Raw genomic sequence first — 16,805 nt, forward strand, 5'->3', positions numbered from 1 at the left:
CTGCTATTTATATTCACTTAAGCGTGTTTTTTAATTACATGCTCGGCAGAAAAATCACGATAGCTACGGCGTGAAGCAGTTTGTTCAGGTAATGGCTCGACCTCGTGCATGCTCTGCAGACAGCGTGCAGTCAGTTCAATATATTGCTGGGTGCCATGACGTTTCCAGGCAATTTCCTTGTCTTCCAGTGGCCGCACCACCTTGGCTGGACTGCCGAGTGCCAGGACATTGGCCGGAATCTGGGCTTTGGCTTTTACGGTACTGTTGGCACCAATAATGGTATTTTCGCCAATTTCCGCTTCATCCAGAATCACGCTGTTCATGCCAACCAGTACATTTTTGCGAATGATGCAGCCATGCAAAATTGCCCCATGTCCGATATGACCATATTCTTCCACCAGCGTCACGCTGTCCGGAAAACCATGCACGGTACAGGAATCCTGCACATTGGCATTTTGCTGAATATGAATCTGGCCAAAGTCGGCACGTAAGGCAGCAAATGGGCCGATATAAGCCCCGGCTTCAATAATCACATCACCAATGAGTACAGCAGTTGGATGCACATAAGCCTGTGGATGCACCACAGGAATCACACCATCAATGGAGTAACACGGCATATTTTATTCCTTTAAAATAAGCGGAGTGGCTACTTCCCTACTACGAGGTAAGGAAGCTCTATGAATAAGCTCAAGCCAATGAGCTGGGTTCTTCTATTTTAATACCGCCAAAACGCTTGAAGAATTGCGGATGCGCCGGTGGCATTGAACCTTCCGACGTGCGCGCCAGTTCCATAAAGAATTCTTCTCCGGCACTGACCACACGCTGATACAGGTTGCTACTTAAGTTGCGTGCATTCAGCGATAACCAGTCCGATGGCAGCAGCTCAAACGGCAGGTTCGGATCTTTCAGCAAAATCCGGCGATACTGATGAATCAGCAAAATCCGGATCTGGAAGGCTTGCACCGGGTCCAGTTCATCTTCGGCATCAACCAGATTCAGAAATTCACGGAAATCACCCATGAATTTTTCATAACGCTGATGCAGTTCAGGCACCGGCCAGTTGGTTGCCACCATGCGTTTAATGGTTGGATACGACTCCTGCCATAACTGCAAGGTTTCAGCTTTAAAGATCACCACCTGATCGGTCATTTGCAGATTCAGTAGCAGATTTTGCAGTTTCAGATGATCACAACCCGGATAAGCCATCACGTTGGTGGCAATATTGGCAAAACCGAGCCATTCCAGTTCTTTCTTTAAAATGGCTTTATTTTCCAGCTCGACCGAACTGAGCAGTACCAGATCCCATTTCTGATCCCATTCCTTGTGCTGGAAGCTGTAAATTTTCTGGTCCGCCATAATAAAACGCTGACGGCTGTTTTCGGTAATACGGTAATAACTGGTGCGGCCAATTTTTTCCGATACCAACCAGCCGTTTTGTACCAGACGAAATACGGCGGTACGTACCGAACGTTCATTCAGGCCAAACACATCCATCAGCTGGATCAGGCTGGCCAGACTGATAATCCCACCGCGATGAAAAATACAGTCACCAAATACGGTCATAATCAGCGATGTGCCACTTAAGGCTTCATGCTGAATAAAATCATCAATACTTTGTTTTAGTTTTGGATTCATTGCGATGTATTCACACCCTGTTTGTGAGGGCAATTGACCGCAGTCAATCGCCCACTGAACCTATGCAGACTTTCGGATATCAAATACCCGCTGCGCCTTACCTTCTGAGCGTGGCAGACTACCTTCCGGCAACACATCCACCGTCACGCTAATGCCCACCATGGTTTTAATCTGGGCTTTTAACTGCCCGGCCAACTGGTGCGCCATAACATCATTGGTATCTTTACGCATTTCTGCCTGAATATGCAATGTGTCGAGGTGTCCCTGTTTACAAATATGAATCTGATAATTCGGAATCAGCTGCGGAATATGTAAAATCTGCTCTTCAATTTGTGACGGGAACACGTTCACACCGCGGATAATCATCATATCATCGCTGCGTCCAACGATTTTGTCCATACGACGCATGGTGCGTGCCGTGCCAGGTAACAGACGGGTCAGGTCACGGGTACGGTAACGGATCACCGGCATACCTTCTTTGGTGATGGTGGTAAAGACCAGCTCGCCCAGTTCACCATCTGGCAGGACTTCACCAGTTTCCGGATTGATAATTTCCGGATAGAAATGATCTTCCCAGATGGTTGGGCCGTCTTTGCTTTCCAGACATTCCATTGCCACACCCGGTCCCATTACTTCGGACAGGCCATAAATATCCAGCGCATCAATGCCCAAGCGCTCTTCAATTTCCTTGCGCATTTCATTGGTCCACGGCTCGGCACCAAAAATACCGGTACGGATAGAACAGTCTTTGGCTGTACCAAATTTCTTTTCCAGCGCTTCAATAATATTCAGGCAGTAAGATGGCGTAACCATTAAAGCGGTGGGCTTAAAGTCATGAATCAGCTGCGCCTGACGCTCGGTTTGGCCACCCGACATTGGAATAACCGTGGCACCCAAACGCTCTACGCCATAATGCGCACCCAAACCGCCGGTAAACAGACCATAACCATAGGACACCTGAATGGTATCTTTGGCACTTAAACCGGCTGCACGTAAGGAACGTGCTACCACATCTGACCAGGTCTGAATATCCTGCTGGGTATACCCGACCACGGTCGGCTGGCCGGTGGTGCCTGATGAGGCATGCACACGCACAATCTGTTCCTGTGGCACGGCAAACATGCCAAACGGATAGTTGTCACGTAAATCTTGTTTGGTGGTAAACGGGAATTTGGCCAGATCTTCCAAAGTGTTGAAATCATCAGGATGGACCCCTGCTTCATCAAACTTCTTTTGATACACCGGGCTGTTCTGGTAGGCATGCTGCAGCGTTTTTTTCATGCGCTGCAGCTGGATGCTACGTAATTCATCGATTGAAACAGTTTCGATTTTTTCCATTGCATTGTTATTCATCTTATTACTCCTTTTCAATCATCCTGATTGAGTGCTGTATTTTTTACTTGGATGTGTCCTCATCCACATTTTCGATAATCATGGCCACGCCCTGGCCCACACCGACACACATGGTGCACAGTGCATATCTCCCTTGACGACGTTTTAATTCTTTCATGGCGGTAATCACCAGACGCGTTCCACTCATCCCGAGTGGATGTCCCAAGGCAATCGCGCCGCCATTTGGATTGACCCGGGCATCATCATCCTGCAAGCCCAGTTCACGGGTCACCGCCAGTGCCTGTGCGGCGAAGGCCTCGTTCAACTCAATGATATCCATCTGGTCCAGGGTTAGCCCGGTCAGCGCCAGTACTTTACGTACCGCCGGCACCGGCCCAATGCCCATATATTTAGCTTCAACACCGGCACTGGCCGAAGCCACCACTTTTGCCAAAGGCTTGAGCTGATGCTGATCGACAAAAGCCTGATTGGCCAGCATGACACAGGCAGCGCCATCATTTACCCCGGAAGCATTACCAGCAGTGACTGAACCACCTTCTTTACGAAACGGGGTTTTCAGGCTGCCTAAAGCCTCCAGCGTGGTGTCAGCACGTGGATGCTCATCGGTCTGGAAGATGATGCTGTTTTTCTTACGGTCTTTAATTTCAACCGGCATAATTTCTTCGGCCAGAATTCCGTTTTGCTGGGCCACTGCAGTTTTCTGCTGGCTACGATAGGCAAACAGATCCTGATCGGCACGATGAATCTGGTATTTTTCTGCAACGTTCTCGGCGGTTTCCGGCATGCTATCGACGCCAAACTGCGCTTTAAATTTCGGGTTAATAAAGCGCCAGCCGATGGTGGTATCAAAAATTTCCGGGGTGCGGCTAAAAGCGGTTTCCGGTTTGGACTGGACAAAAGGTGCACGGCTCATGGACTCAACCCCACCGGCCAGTACAAACCGCGCTTCACCGGCCTTGATCATACGCGCGCCTGTGGCAACCGCATCTAAACCTGAGGCACAAAGACGGTTTAGGGTGATGCCCGCGACATTGTCCGGCATGCCGGCCAGCAAGGCAGCCATACGCGCCACATTACGGTTATCTTCACCAGCCTGATTGGCACAGCCTAAAATCACCTCATCCAGTTCCTGCCAAGGCAGTTCAGGATGCTGGGCTTTTAAATACTGTATTGGCAAGGCAGCCAGGTCATCTGCACGGATGCTGCTGAGTGCACCGGCATAACGGCCAATTGGGGTGCGAATTCCATCGCAAATAAATACCTGTTCCATGTCCTGTGGTTTCCTTAGCCTGCTTGGCGAAATTCTAATTCTTGCTCTGACTGCGTACGTTCCTGTGCAGCCTTCTTGCTTAAATATATACTACAACGGTAGCGTTCTTCACCATAAATACGATACATATTTTTCAAAATTTGTAAAATAGTGTTATATCCAATTTTTTCTGCCCACTGGAATGGACCTTGCGGATAATTCACACCATATTTCATTGCTGAATCAATATCTTGTTCGGTTGCTATAGCATGCAGCACTGCTTCACTGGCTTCATTCACCAGCATGGAAATGGTACGCAGCACATACAGACCTGCATGATCTTTAGTCCAGATTGGTATCAGATCAATCGCAGCAAAAAACTGCTCGACTTTGGCGATATCGGCTGCGTTACAGGCCGGTGATGCCACGATTGGTAACGCCTGTGCCACATTCCAGTCAGCATGCCAGTCCATCAGCACCACTTTGTCCTTGCTATAGTCCAGCTCGACCGATTCACCGCGGCTTAAACGCAGGCGTACATCACCCAGTACAATCTCTTCATCTGCCTGTGGCTGACGCTGCACTTTCAGCTGTGAGGCTGCCTGAATCCGCGAGATCAAGCCGCTAGAATGTGACCAGCTTCCATTGACTGCAAGCTTAAGTTCACCCGGTGCAACGCTCGGCATAGCCGGTAAACGATAGGCCGGTGAACGTTCAGCCTGACGATAATCATAAAAACCCTGCCCACTTTTACGGCCGAAACAGCCGGCATCCACCAGCTCTTTCTGGATTAAAGACGGACGATAGCGCGGCTCATAAAAGAATTCCTGATAGACGCTTTGGGTCACGGAAAAATTGATATCCTGCCCGATTAAGTCGGTCAGTTCACACGGCCCCATAGCAAAGCGGCCACATTCACGCATGATAAAATCCAATTGTTCAGGCGTGGTGACATTTTCCTGTAAGGCACGAAAAGCTTCGGCATAATAAGGACGCGCTACCCGGTTGACAATGAAACCCGGAGTTGATTTGGCCGTCACTGGCACTTTATTCCAACTTTGCATCAGGCTGAACAATGCCTGTGCAATCTGGGCTGAGGTTTTCAGGCCACGAATAATTTCTACCAGTTTCATTACCGGTGCCGGATTAAAAAAGTGCAGTCCGACCACACGCTCAGGCTGTGGAATTGCCGCGGCAATGGCGGTAATGGAAATGGATGAGGTGTTAGAGGCAAAAATGGTTTCTACCGGACACAGTGCTGCCAGTTGCTGAAACAGCGCTTGTTTGACTTCTTTCTTTTCCACAATGGCTTCGACCACCAGTTGTGCATTCGCCAGTGCCTGAAGATCGCTGGCAATCGTTAAATTGGCCAGCGTTTGCTCTAACAGCTGCGCTGTCATTTTCCCGGCCGTAACACGTTTTTCCAGCTGTGTTTTCAATTGTGCCAAAGCAGCCTCAGATTTTTGCACATCCACATCAAACAGCTGGGTTGGATGGCCATGCATCGCCGCCAATTGGGCAATACCAATGCCCATGGTGCCGGCGCCAATCACCGCGACACGGGCCTGCTGTAAACAAAGTTGTTTCATGATTAGCATCCTGTATATTGCGGTGTGCGTTTTTGCATAAAGGCTTGGACGCCTTCTTTATAATCACTTGAACGGCCGGCCAGACGCTGCAGGTCACGTTCCAGAATGAGCTGCTCATCCAGATTATTATCGGCTGCAGCATGAATGGCTTTTTTGATTAAGGACAGACCATAGGTGGGCTGTTTGGCTAAATGCTCGGCCATTTTCTCGGCTTCGGCTTTCAGCTGATCATCTTCTACCACCTGCCAGATCATGCCCAGTTGCAGCGCCTGTTCTGCGCTGACTTTATCACCCAGCATGGCCAGCCCCATGGCTTGGGCACGGCCAACCAGACGCGGCAGGAACCAGGTGCCGCCAGAATCCGGAACCAGACCTAAACGGCAGAAAGCCTGAATAAAAGACGCCGATTTTGCCGCCAGTACAATGTCACAGGCCAAGGCAATATTGGCACCAGCACCGGCCGCAACCCCATTGACTGCGCACAGCACCGGTTTGGGCATATCGGTAATCAGCTTGATTAAAGGGTTGTAATATTTTTCAATTGACAGGCCTAAATCTGGTGCATCGGCATTCGGATCGACCACGCGGTCATTCAAATCCTGTCCGGCACAGAAACCACGACCTTCGGCAGAAATGACCACCGCGCGAATCTTGCTGTCTTTGGACCAGGCCTTCATAACCTTGGACACTTCCTGATGCATGGTTTCATTAAAACTGTTGAGCTGCTTCGGACGGTTAAAGGTCAAATAGCCCACTGCATTTTTTTCTTCGACAATAATTGTTTGGTAATCCATTACACACCTCTAAATTCCGGTTTTCTTTTTTCTAAAAATGCCTGAATGCCTTCCTGACGGTCTTGGGTCGCGGCCAGCCAGACAAAATGTTGACGTTCTAATTTTAGGCCCTGGCTCAAGGTCACTTCATGAATCGACTTTAAGGACTGTTTGATGGCACGGATAGCCAGTGGCGCCTGCGCTGCAATTTTTGTTGCCAGTTCCAGTGCATATTGCACCGTAAGGCCGCTTGGACAGACCTGACTGCTAATGCCGTGTTGCAAGGCGGTCGTGGCGGAGACCATCTCTCCGGTCATGGCCCAGCGCATCGCCAGTTGCTGTCCGACCAGACGCGCCAAACGCTGGGTCCCACCGGCGCCTGGTAACATGCCCAAACCAATTTCAGGGAGTGCAAACTGGGCATTTTCACCGGTGATGATCATGTCGCCATGCAAGGCCAGTTCAAAACCTGCCCCCAGCGCATAACCATTGACCGCCATAATCAGTGGCTTGGAAAATTCATCAATACCTTTCCACAGCAATGGACGCTGATCCTGCTGGATGCTCACCACATCCAGTTGCGCCAGTTCATTTAAATCTGCCCCGGCAGCAAAACACTGCGGATTGCCGGTAATCACCACGGCTTTTACACTGGAATCTGCATCCAGCTGCTGCAGATGACCAGCCAGTTCTTTTAAGGTGGCATTGTTCAAGGCATTACGCTTTTCCGGGCGGTTCAGTTCAATTAACACCACACCCGGCGCAGCCAGACTGCTTTTTAAATAATCCATGGCTTGTGACTCCCTGTCCGCTGCTTATTCGTCAAAACTCAAGCGTACATTGGCACTGGTCGGACGTGCCTGACAGCTCAGCACATAGCCTTTGGCCACTTCATCTTCTTCCAGGCTGTAGTTGATGGCCATTTCGACCTCACCTTCCAGCACCTTGCATTTACAGGTCGCACAGACCCCGCCTTTACAGGCATAAGGCAAGTCAGCACCGGCACGTAAGGCGGCATCGAGAATGCTGTCATCCTGTTTGGAAACGTCGACAATCAGCTCACGGCCATCGAGAATAATATTAACCTTCTCTTCGCTACGGCTTTCAATTTGTGCCGCGCTGGCTTTCGGTGCAGTGCCGGTATTAAAACGCTCGGTGTGAATTTTGCTGCGCTCGATGCCCAGTTCTGGTAACACTGTTTCCACTGCATTCATCATCTCTTCCGGGCCACAGGCAAAGCAGTGATCGAACTGGGAATGAATTAAACCGGCCTGAAACAGCTGTTGCAGTTTTTCCGCATCAATCCGGCCATTGAGTAACTGGCTGTCATTCAGTTCACGCGAGAAAACATTGACCAGTTGTAGACGCTCTTTATAACGGTCTTTTAAATCCATGATCTGTTCCGAGAACATGGTCTGTTTCCAGGAACGGTTACCATAAACCAAGGTAAAATGCGCACCCGGCTGATGGTTCAGCACCGATTTCACAATCGACAAAATTGGGGTAATGCCGCTACCAGCAGCAAAGCCAAGATAATTCTGGCCGCCAGTTTTGGCTGCTTTTTGAAAAAATACGCCTTGTGGTGGCATCACTTCCAGTACATCACCGGCTTTAAGATGTTCATTGGCCCAGGTCGAAAACTGGCCCTGATCAATTTTCTTGATGGCAATGCTCATGTCTTCAGCACGATCACTGCAAATTGAATAACAACGACGGATTTCACCCTGCTCGGTCAAATGACGGATGGTAAGATGCTGGCCTGGCTGATACTGGAATAAATCGGCCTGTTCAGGTGCCAGATCAAAGGCAATACAGATGGCCTGTTCGGTTTGTGGCTGAATTGATTTAATGGTTAAAGGTATAAATTGGCTCATGTGAAAATCCCTCTTGCATGCCGACGATGCTTGTCATACTTATATACATTTGAAATAGTCAAACGGTTCAAGACAGTCCTGACACTTGTATAAGGCTTTGCAGGCTGTGGAACTGAATTCGCTTAATAATTTGGTCTGCTGGCTATGACAGTGTGGACAGCGAATGCCATCACTGAGCGCCACATGCGTGCCACATTGATGTGACTGGCCTTGTGGTGGCGCAATGCCGTACTGCTGCAACTTCTGCTTGCCACTTTCGCTCATCCAGTCGGTGGTCCAGGCTTCCGATAAATCCACCACCACCTGAACCGGGGTTAGACCTTTACTTTGGAACGCCGCGGTGATTTCATCTTTAAGCAGATCGGTGGCCGGACAGCCGCTATAGGTCGGGGTCAGTCGCACCACAATTTCATCTTGCGCGTTGAGTTCAACGCCGCGAATCATGCCCAGATCCAGCACCGACAACACTGGAATTTCCGGATCAGACACCTGCGCCAGCGCATTCCAGCATTCATCTAGACAATGTCGAATTAAATTCATGCGACTCACTCCCTGTGATCAAGCTGAATTACCAGGCCATATTTGGATAGGAACGCTGCATATATTGCAGTTCGGCCAGAATAAAGCCCAGGTGTTCGGTATGCAGGCCCTGTTTGGCGCCACTACGATACGCACCCGTGTCTGGCAGGCTCAGGCCAAAACGTTGCAGTTCGGTCTGTACCTGTGCCGTCCAGGCGGCTTTTAAAGGTGCAAAGTCTGGTAAAATGCCCTGTGCGACCAGCTGCTGCTCATCTGCGGTCTGTTCAAACAGCTCTGCAGTAAAACGCCATAACTGGTTCAAACCCTGCTGGGTTTTCTCATGCGCTTCGGCAGTGCCCAGACTTAAGCGCTCCATCCAGGTGGTAGAAAAACGCAGATGATATTTGACTTCTTTTAAAGATTTCACCGCAAAAGCAGCGACATCGGCCTGCTGGCTCTGGCTTAAAGCTGTAAACAGTTCTAGGTGATACAGATCCATTAACCATTGGCGTACCATGGTCTGGGCAAAGTCACCATTCGGCTGTTCACATAACAACAGGTTGCGGTATTCACGTTCGGTGCGGAAATAAGCCAGTTTGTCTTCATCACGGCCCAAACCTTCAATCTCACCAGCCAGACTTAAAGCGGTACGTGCCTGACCGAGCAGGTCCAGACCGATATTGGCCAGTGCAATGTCCAGCTCCAGTTCCGGCGCATGGCCACACCACTCGGCCAGACGGTGCGATAAAATCAGCTGGCTATCGCCCACATGCAGGAGAAATTGTGCTAATACAGTTTGATTCATTGTACTGCTCCTTACATGTGCTCAATGCCATCTGGAATATTGTAAAACGTCGGGTGACGATAGACTTTGTCCAGCGAAGGATCAAAAAATTCCGGTTTTTCATCTGGTTGAGATGAGGTAATCAGTTCCGATTTCACCACCCAGATACTCACCCCTTCATTACGGCGGGTATAAACGTCACGTGCATTTTGCAGCGCCACTTCATCATCAGATGCACGCAGACTGCCAACATGACGATGGCTTAAACCCTGTTTGCTGCGTACAAACACTTCATATAACGACCAGTGATTTTTATTGTCCATGAGCGTATTCCTTCTTCATTTCCCTATGTGAGCTGCTTAAGCAACTTTCTGTTGTTGTTGCTGGGTCTGCTGTTTCTGTGCATAAACGGCTGCGGTATCACGCACCCATTTGCCGCCTTCCCAGGCTTTACGACGTGCTTCAATGCGTTCGTGGTTACATGGGCCTTTGCCGGCAATCACATCAAAGAATTCGGTCCAGTTGATTTCACCAAATTCGTAGTGACCAGTGTCTTGATTAAAACGTAAGTCCGGATCTGGCACGCTCAAGCCAAGCTGCAACACTTGCGGTACGGTGTTATCGACAAACTTCTGACGCAGTTCATCATTACTGAAACGTTTGATTTTCCAGGCCATACTTTGCGCGCTGTTCGGCGAGTTGTCATCGCTTGGACCAAACATCATCAGCGCCGGCCACCAGAAACGGTTAACCGCATCTTGCGCCATCTGTTTTTGTTCTGACGTACCGTTGGCCAGTTGCATCATGGCTTCAAAGCCCTGACGCTGATGGAAACTTTCTTCTTTACAGATGCGCACCATGGCACGGGCATACGGACCATAAGAGGTACGGCAAAGCGCGACCTGATTGACAATCGCTGCGCCATCGACCAGCCAGCCAATCGCGGCTACATCGGCCCAGCTCAGGGTTGGATAGTTAAAGATGGATGAATATTTCATGCGACCGGCAATCAGCTTGTCCATCATGTCGTCACGATCGGCGCCCAGAGTTTCTGCCGCGCTGTACAGATACAGCGCATGACCGGCTTCATCCTGCACTTTGGCCAGCAATACGGCCTTACGTTTTAGGCTAGGTGCACGGGTAATCCAGTTGCCTTCTGGCAACATGCCGACCACTTCGGAATGTGCATGCTGGCCAATCTGGCGAATCAGGGTTTTACGGTAAGCCTCTGGCATCCAGTTTTTAGGTTCAATTGAAATGTCCTTTTCAATTGCCTGCTCAAAGCTGTGAAGTTGATTTGTCATTTTATCCTCACTTATCCCAAGTGTTCTGGTATTAAAATTAAAACGATACATTTTAAAAATCAATATTAATTTTTAAGTATCAAATAAAATAATTCACAAAATTAACTCAATTTATTGTTTTTTAATATTTTTATTTTTTAAAAAATTTTTTATTGCAAAATTTGAGCAGAAATATGATTGACAAAAGCGCGTTAAAGTCAGAAATTATGAAACATCAAAACTAAAATATTACTCAAAACGTATCATAAAAGGAGTTATATCATGCTTGAGTTAGACACCCAGACAGCGCAGACGGAATCGCAAGCGACTGATTATTCAAGCGTTCGCCCGGCACTGAAGACCTTAAGCTCACTGGTATGCGGTCAGGAATTTGTTGCGAGTCAGGATTTCCGTCCGGTACAGCATGCCATTACCGGTGAAACCATTTATCAGGTCAGCAGCTTTGGCCTCGATACCCGTGCGGTGGTCGACTATGCCAAACAGCATGGCGCGGCGATTGCCTCCTGGACTTTTCATCAGCGTGCCAATGCACTTAAACAGGTGGCGCAATATCTACTGGAACGTAAAGAAGATTTTTATGAACTGGCCAAAGCCACCGGCTGTACCCGTAAAGATGCCTGGATTGATGTCGAAGGTGGTATTGGTACCCTGTTTGCCTACTCCAGTCTGGTGCGCCGCGAACTGAGCGATGAAACCGCCTGGGTGGAAGACAGCTGGATTCCGCTGTCCAAGCATGGCGCTTTTGGCGCCAAACACGTCTTAAGCCCGAAAGCAGGCGTGGCGGTGCATATTAATGCCTTTAACTTCCCGATCTGGGGCATGCTGGAAAAAATCGCGCCAACCTTATTGGCCGGTGTACCGTGTATTGTTAAACCGGCGACCGAAGGTGCCGAGCTGACCCATGCCGTAGTTAAAGCTATTCATGCCAGCGGGTATTTACCGGAAGGTGCATTACAGCTGATTTGCGGCCAGACTTATGACCTGTTTGAGCAGCTGAACCCACAAGACACCGTGACTTTCACCGGTTCTGCGGCAACCGGCCAGAAATTACGTGCGCATCCGCACCTGAATCAGTACTCGATTCCATTTAGCATGGAAGCCGATTCTGTCAACAGCGCCATTCTGACGGAACAGGCCAGCGATACGGCGATTGACCTGTTTGTGCGTGAAGTCTTCCGTGAAATGACCAGCAAAGCCGGACAGAAATGTACTGCAATTCGTCGCGCTTTTGTGCCACGTGAACTTTTAGCGACCGTGCAGGAACGTTTGATTGCCAAGCTGCAAAAAGTGGTGGTCGGTAATCCGGAGCTGGATCAGGTCACCATGGGTGCACTGGCCAGCCTCAAACAGAAACAGGACGTGGCGGCCAAGGTGGAACAGTTAAGCCAGGAAGCCCAAATTGTCTTTGGTAGCCATTTACGTCAGGACTTTAGTATTCAGGCTGATCAACCTGAACTCGGCGCATTCTATCCACCAACTGTACTGGTCTGTGAACAGCCTGAACAGGCCAGCAGCCTGCATCAGATTGAAGCCTTTGGTCCGGTGGTAACGCTGATGGCCTATGATAATCTGGCACAACTGGCCGGTCTGGTGGCACGCGGTGAAGGTAGTCTGGTGGCCTCGGTGGTACGTGATTGCGAGCAGAATATTGAACAGCTGATTGCCAAGATTGCCCCGTGGCATGGCCGTGTGCATGTGCTGGATGAGGAAAGCGCCAAAGAAAGTACCGGTCATGGTTCGCCATTGCCGCATCTGGTGCATGGTGGTCCGGGTCGTGCTGGTGGAGGTGAGGAACTGGGCGGCTTGCGCGCGGTAAAACATTATATGCAACGCACCGCAATTCAAGGTTCACCGAATGCCATGACCCAGATTGGGCATAGCTGGACCGCCGGTGCTCAGGTGTTTGAAGATCGGGTTCATCCATTTAAAAAATCGTTTGATGAATTACGTGTTGGTGAACGTCTGCTCACCGCACGCCGTACCGTAACCGAGGCCGATCTGGTGAACTTCGCCTGCTTAAGCGGTGATTATTTCTATGCACATATGGACAAAATTGCCGCGGCAGAATCGCTGTTTGAAGAGCGTGTCGCACACGGCTACTTTGTGGTGTCGGCCGCAGCCGGTCTGTTTGTTGATGCTGCGCCTGGCCCGGTGATTGCCAACTACGGCATGGACAACCTGCGCTTTGTCGAGCCGGTGAAAATTGGTGATACCATTCAGGTCGAGCTGACCTGCAAGCAGAAAACCCCGAAACAGCAACGCGACCCAAACCAGAAGCCACACGGCGTGGTGGTGTGGGATATTAAAGTGAAAAACCAGCGTAATGAACTGGTCGCCACCTACGATATTCTGACACTGGTAGAACGTGGCGAAGCTTAAGCCGAACTATATTGAACCAAGAAAAGGAATCTTTATGATTCCTTTTTTTATTTATACTTAAAAATATGTATCTTTTTATTCAGAACAGATTGACCCGCTGTGCAGAAAGGAATAAATTGAAGATAGAAGATACAAAACAAAAATAATAAGGTTTAAAACGTATCATATTATCTTATACGTTCAGCACAGGAAGTTGCACAATGAATGATAAAACTCTAGAGATAGATGCGGTTGAAAGGAATATTCAACCCGAAAGCAAACAGTTTGAAGCGGCTCATCCCATTGACCTGCCGGCCACGCCTAGTTCGCAGGACAGCAGCAGTACCTATCAGTGGTATGTGGTGATTATCTGTATGGTGGCCTATATCCTGTCTTTTGTAGACCGCCAGATTCTGTCCTTAATGATTGAGCCAATTAAGGCCGATTTAATGCTCAGTGATACCCAGTTCAGCTTATTGCAAGGCCTGGCCTTCTCGCTGTTCTATGCCTTTATGGGTGTGCCCATTGCCGCACTGGCCGATAAAAAATCACGGATTAAAATTATTTCTATCGGCATTGCCTTCTGGAGTCTGGCCACAGCGGCTTGTGGTTTAAGTAAAAACTTCATCCAGATGTTTTTAGCACGTTTAAGTGTCGGCGCCGGTGAAGCGGCCCTGTCACCTGCCTTCTACTCGATTGTGGCTGACCTGTTCCCGAAAGAAAAACTTGGCCGTGCTTTAGGTGTTTATGCGATTGGTGCCTTTATTGGTTCTGGTCTGGCCTTCCTGATTGGCGGCTACGTGATTGGCTTATTAAAAGAAGTCGATTTTGTGGTATTGCCAATAATTGGTGAATTAAAAACCTGGCAACTGACTTTTTTTATTGTCGGTTTACCGGGTGTATTATTGGCCCTGGTGATGATTCTGACCGTACGTGAACCCAGCCGTAAAGGCGTGAAAGTCGGTCAGGATGGTGAAGTGGTTAAAGCCTCATTTAAAAACTCGGTGGCTTTTATTAAATTGCACAAGAAAACTTTCTTCTGTCATTTTATTGGCTTCTCTTTCTACACCATGATGCTGTATTCGTTATTAGGCTGGGCACCGGCCTATTACATGCGTCATTTTGGTCTCGATGCCAGTCAGACTGGTTATGTCTTGGGCTGTATTATTCTGGTGGCGAATACGGCGGGTGCGCTGTTCTGCGGCTGGCTCATCGACTTTTTCTCCAAACGTGGCTATAGCGATGCGGCTATTCGTGCCGGTGCTTTGGGCTGTGCAGCGCTGATTATTCCAAGTGTGCTGTTTACCCAGGTAGATAATCTGTACTTATCGTTTGCACTGATTTTTGTGGCGATGTTCTTCTCGACCTTCCCGATTCCAGCCTCGGCTGCCGCGACACAAATGCTGACCCCCAACCAGCTCCGTGCTCAGGTTTCTGCCAAATTCCTGCTGATCTCCAACCTGATTGCCTTGGGTGTGGGTACTACGGCTGTGGCTTTAATTACCGATAACTATTTTGAAAACACACTGATGGTTGGCAACTCGATTTCTATTGTCAATGCAGTAGCCGGTGTGATTGGCGTATTCCTGCTATATAAAGGTTGTCGCTATTATCGTGACAGTATCCAGCATGAAAAATTGAACTAAGTGCTCCACCCTAATGAAGAATGAGCCGGCCTCATTCTTCATTTATTTCTGGCAGATCATCCATCCTATCTCATCGTCCCTGTTCAAATTGACTTTTCTATCTCCTAATCTGCGCGTTCTCAGCATCTTCAAAATTCCTCTGATTTCTGGTGATGATGCTTATACAGTATTACTACCATCTGCAATCTTTTTGCAGCAGCAACTGTGCTACATTCATGTATGTTGATCATCTGATTCCTTATAACGACAAGCTTTGGGAGCGACTCATGGCGAAAATGAAAAAAGCATCGATGCATATTGATATTGGTATTTCTGAAGATAACCGGGCCAAAATTGTCGAAGGGCTTTCCCGACTTCTGGCCGACAGTTATACCCTATATTTAATGACCCATAATTTCCACTGGAACGTGACCGGGCCACAGTTTAACAGCCTGCACACCATGTTTATGACACAATATACCGAGCAATGGAATGCACTGGATGTTATTGCCGAGCGGATTCGTGCGCTGGGTTTTCCGGCGCCGGGAACCTATAAAGAATTTGTAAAACTGGCGTCGATTGAAGAAGTCGAAGGTGTACCAAAAGCCAATGAAATGGTGGAGTTATTGGTTCGTGCCCATGAAACAGTTGCCCGTACCGCACGCAGTATTTTTGATGTGGTGGAAGAAGCCAATGACCAGCCAACTGCGGATGTACTGACCCAACGATTGGAAGTCCATGAAAAAACTGCCTGGATGTTAAGAAGCCTGTTAGAAGAATAAATAGATGAAGAATAAAACCGGGGCGATGCTCCGGTTTTATTTTGGGTGTTTTTAAGCTGCCTACATGGCAGTGAACCCCCTCTTGATCTGGCAATAAAAAAGCACCCATTTCTAAGCTGCCTACATGGCAGTGAACCTGGTCCTGTCATACTGAAAATTCTGGTGAATTTTCTAAGCTGCCTACATGGCAGTGAACGTGGTGAAGAGGCGCTGATTGCTTTGGCGAATTTTCTAAGCTGCCTATATGGCAGTGAACTAGACAGGTATTTCCAGCCAGCAGAGCGGAATTTTCTAAGCTGCCTGTATGGGGTCGTATCCATACCCGCACGCATGTCCATGGGCTGGGTAGACAACCAGATTTCATCGATACGGATCATTTGATCAAGCCCTGAAGTAAAAGCAGTAATTCAGTTGCAGACTCCACCGGTCATTCGATTTCGATCATCTGATCCCTTACGGAACATTGTTCATCATGTAATGGAATCCTGATATGAGCGGTAGCTTTCCTCTCTGGCACAGGTGGCGGAGGTGCTTCTTGTTTGACTGGCGTCGGGTGAAGAATGACGGGAAGGAAGTCGGTCTGTGGACAAGATGGGGTTGTTAATGATGGAACCATTGATCTGGACTGACGAATCCATTTATGCAACAGATTGGCATTGATCTGATGTTGCATTGTGACCTTAGCCACCGATGTATCTGGCTGCTGGCATTGCTGAATAAGTTGATGTTTAAATTCAGCAGTGAAGGTTCGACGGGGCTTTTTTAGCGTTGGTGTGCTGTCTATAACTATCTTTAAATCCATAAATAGGTGTCCACTTAAAATTTAGTGGACACTATCGCGGTATTAATGAGTTAGAAAAAGTGGGGCTCAGCGGACGCTTACAAATAACGGAAATTAAATTGCAACTCACTTGGAAATCCGAGACATCAATCAAGGCCTCAACTCAAAGCCGAAACCTG

The 16,805-nt window shown here is 48.6% G+C and carries 16 protein-coding genes and 1 CRISPR repeat array; of the genes, 3 read left to right on the forward strand and 13 right to left on the reverse strand.

Annotated elements, in window-relative coordinates; genetic code table 11:
* Positions 1 to 17: 17 nt before the first annotated feature.
* The 12 genes from FTU69_RS02375 to paaA form a co-directional block, all read right to left on the reverse strand.
* A complete protein-coding gene (locus FTU69_RS02375; RefSeq protein ID WP_180088348.1) occupies positions 18 to 617 on the reverse strand; it encodes a gamma carbonic anhydrase family protein in 600 nt (199 codons plus the stop codon).
* Positions 618 to 687: 70 nt separating this feature from the next.
* Complete coding sequence (gene paaX / locus FTU69_RS02380) at positions 688 to 1,635, reverse strand: phenylacetic acid degradation operon negative regulatory protein PaaX (protein WP_005177380.1); 948 nt, start codon at positions 1,633 to 1,635, stop codon at positions 688 to 690.
* A 60-nt stretch (positions 1,636 to 1,695) separates the two neighbouring features.
* The gene (gene paaK / locus FTU69_RS02385) at positions 1,696 to 2,988 is read right to left on the reverse strand and encodes a phenylacetate--CoA ligase PaaK (RefSeq protein ID WP_005177377.1); all 1,293 of its coding nucleotides are present in this window, start codon (positions 2,986 to 2,988) and stop codon (positions 1,696 to 1,698) included.
* A 43-nt stretch (positions 2,989 to 3,031) separates the two neighbouring features.
* On the reverse strand, positions 3,032 to 4,258 hold the full coding sequence (gene pcaF / locus FTU69_RS02390; protein ID WP_180103414.1) for a 3-oxoadipyl-CoA thiolase: 1,227 nt from the start codon (positions 4,256 to 4,258) through the stop codon (positions 3,032 to 3,034).
* A gap of 14 nt (positions 4,259 to 4,272) precedes the next feature.
* Positions 4,273 to 5,826 (reverse strand): 3-hydroxyacyl-CoA dehydrogenase, encoded by a 1,554-nt coding sequence (locus FTU69_RS02395; protein WP_180103415.1) that lies wholly within the window; start codon positions 5,824 to 5,826, stop codon positions 4,273 to 4,275.
* 2 nt (positions 5,827 to 5,828) lie between these two features.
* Positions 5,829 to 6,620 (reverse strand): 2-(1,2-epoxy-1,2-dihydrophenyl)acetyl-CoA isomerase PaaG, encoded by a 792-nt coding sequence (gene paaG, locus FTU69_RS02400; RefSeq protein ID WP_180103416.1) that lies wholly within the window; start codon positions 6,618 to 6,620, stop codon positions 5,829 to 5,831.
* Positions 6,620 to 7,390, reverse strand: coding sequence for an enoyl-CoA hydratase-related protein (locus tag FTU69_RS02405; RefSeq protein WP_168397596.1), 771 nt, complete (start codon positions 7,388 to 7,390; stop codon positions 6,620 to 6,622). The genes paaG and FTU69_RS02405 overlap by 1 nt, the downstream gene beginning before the upstream one ends.
* A gap of 24 nt (positions 7,391 to 7,414) precedes the next feature.
* On the reverse strand, positions 7,415 to 8,473 hold the full coding sequence (paaE, locus tag FTU69_RS02410; RefSeq protein WP_005177359.1) for a 1,2-phenylacetyl-CoA epoxidase subunit PaaE: 1,059 nt from the start codon (positions 8,471 to 8,473) through the stop codon (positions 7,415 to 7,417).
* A 39-nt stretch (positions 8,474 to 8,512) separates the two neighbouring features.
* Complete coding sequence (gene paaD / locus FTU69_RS02415; protein WP_180103417.1) at positions 8,513 to 9,013, reverse strand: 1,2-phenylacetyl-CoA epoxidase subunit PaaD; 501 nt, start codon at positions 9,011 to 9,013, stop codon at positions 8,513 to 8,515.
* 28 nt (positions 9,014 to 9,041) lie between these two features.
* Positions 9,042 to 9,797: a 1,2-phenylacetyl-CoA epoxidase subunit PaaC gene (paaC, locus tag FTU69_RS02420; protein ID WP_005177355.1), complete on the reverse strand. Its 756-nt coding sequence runs from the start codon at positions 9,795 to 9,797 to the stop codon at positions 9,042 to 9,044.
* A gap of 11 nt (positions 9,798 to 9,808) precedes the next feature.
* Entirely contained in the window at positions 9,809 to 10,099 is a 291-nt protein-coding gene (paaB, locus tag FTU69_RS02425; RefSeq protein ID WP_005177351.1) for a 1,2-phenylacetyl-CoA epoxidase subunit PaaB, read from the reverse strand.
* A 36-nt stretch (positions 10,100 to 10,135) separates the two neighbouring features.
* Positions 10,136 to 11,080 carry a 1,2-phenylacetyl-CoA epoxidase subunit PaaA gene (gene paaA / locus FTU69_RS02430; RefSeq protein WP_104498663.1) on the reverse strand — a complete coding sequence of 315 codons (945 nt, stop codon included), beginning with the start codon at positions 11,078 to 11,080 and terminating at the stop codon, positions 10,136 to 10,138.
* A gap of 261 nt (positions 11,081 to 11,341) precedes the next feature.
* On the opposite strand from paaA, the gene paaZ reads away from it, so the two are divergent.
* The 3 genes from paaZ (at position 11,342) to FTU69_RS02445 (ending at position 15,845) form a co-directional block, all read left to right on the forward strand.
* Entirely contained in the window at positions 11,342 to 13,459 is a 2,118-nt protein-coding gene (gene paaZ / locus FTU69_RS02435) for a phenylacetic acid degradation bifunctional protein PaaZ (RefSeq protein ID WP_180103418.1), read from the forward strand.
* A 200-nt stretch (positions 13,460 to 13,659) separates the two neighbouring features.
* Entirely contained in the window at positions 13,660 to 15,084 is a 1,425-nt protein-coding gene (locus FTU69_RS02440; protein WP_168384153.1) for an MFS transporter, read from the forward strand.
* Between the two features lie 266 nt (positions 15,085 to 15,350).
* Positions 15,351 to 15,845, forward strand: coding sequence for a Dps family protein (locus FTU69_RS02445; RefSeq protein ID WP_005177343.1), 495 nt, complete (start codon positions 15,351 to 15,353; stop codon positions 15,843 to 15,845).
* A gap of 48 nt (positions 15,846 to 15,893) precedes the next feature.
* Positions 15,894 to 16,161: a CRISPR direct-repeat array (repeat unit 28 nt; unit sequence TTTCTAAGCTGCCTACATGGCAGTGAAC).
* 111 nt (positions 16,162 to 16,272) lie between these two features.
* Here FTU69_RS02445 and FTU69_RS02450 read toward each other — a convergent pair.
* Positions 16,273 to 16,647, reverse strand: coding sequence for a transposase (locus FTU69_RS02450; protein WP_180103419.1), 375 nt, complete (start codon positions 16,645 to 16,647; stop codon positions 16,273 to 16,275).
* Positions 16,648 to 16,805: the final 158 nt, after the last annotated feature.

This window comes from Acinetobacter sp. YH12134, from assembly GCF_013418555.1.
Lineage (GTDB): Bacteria > Pseudomonadota > Gammaproteobacteria > Pseudomonadales > Moraxellaceae > Acinetobacter > Acinetobacter indicus.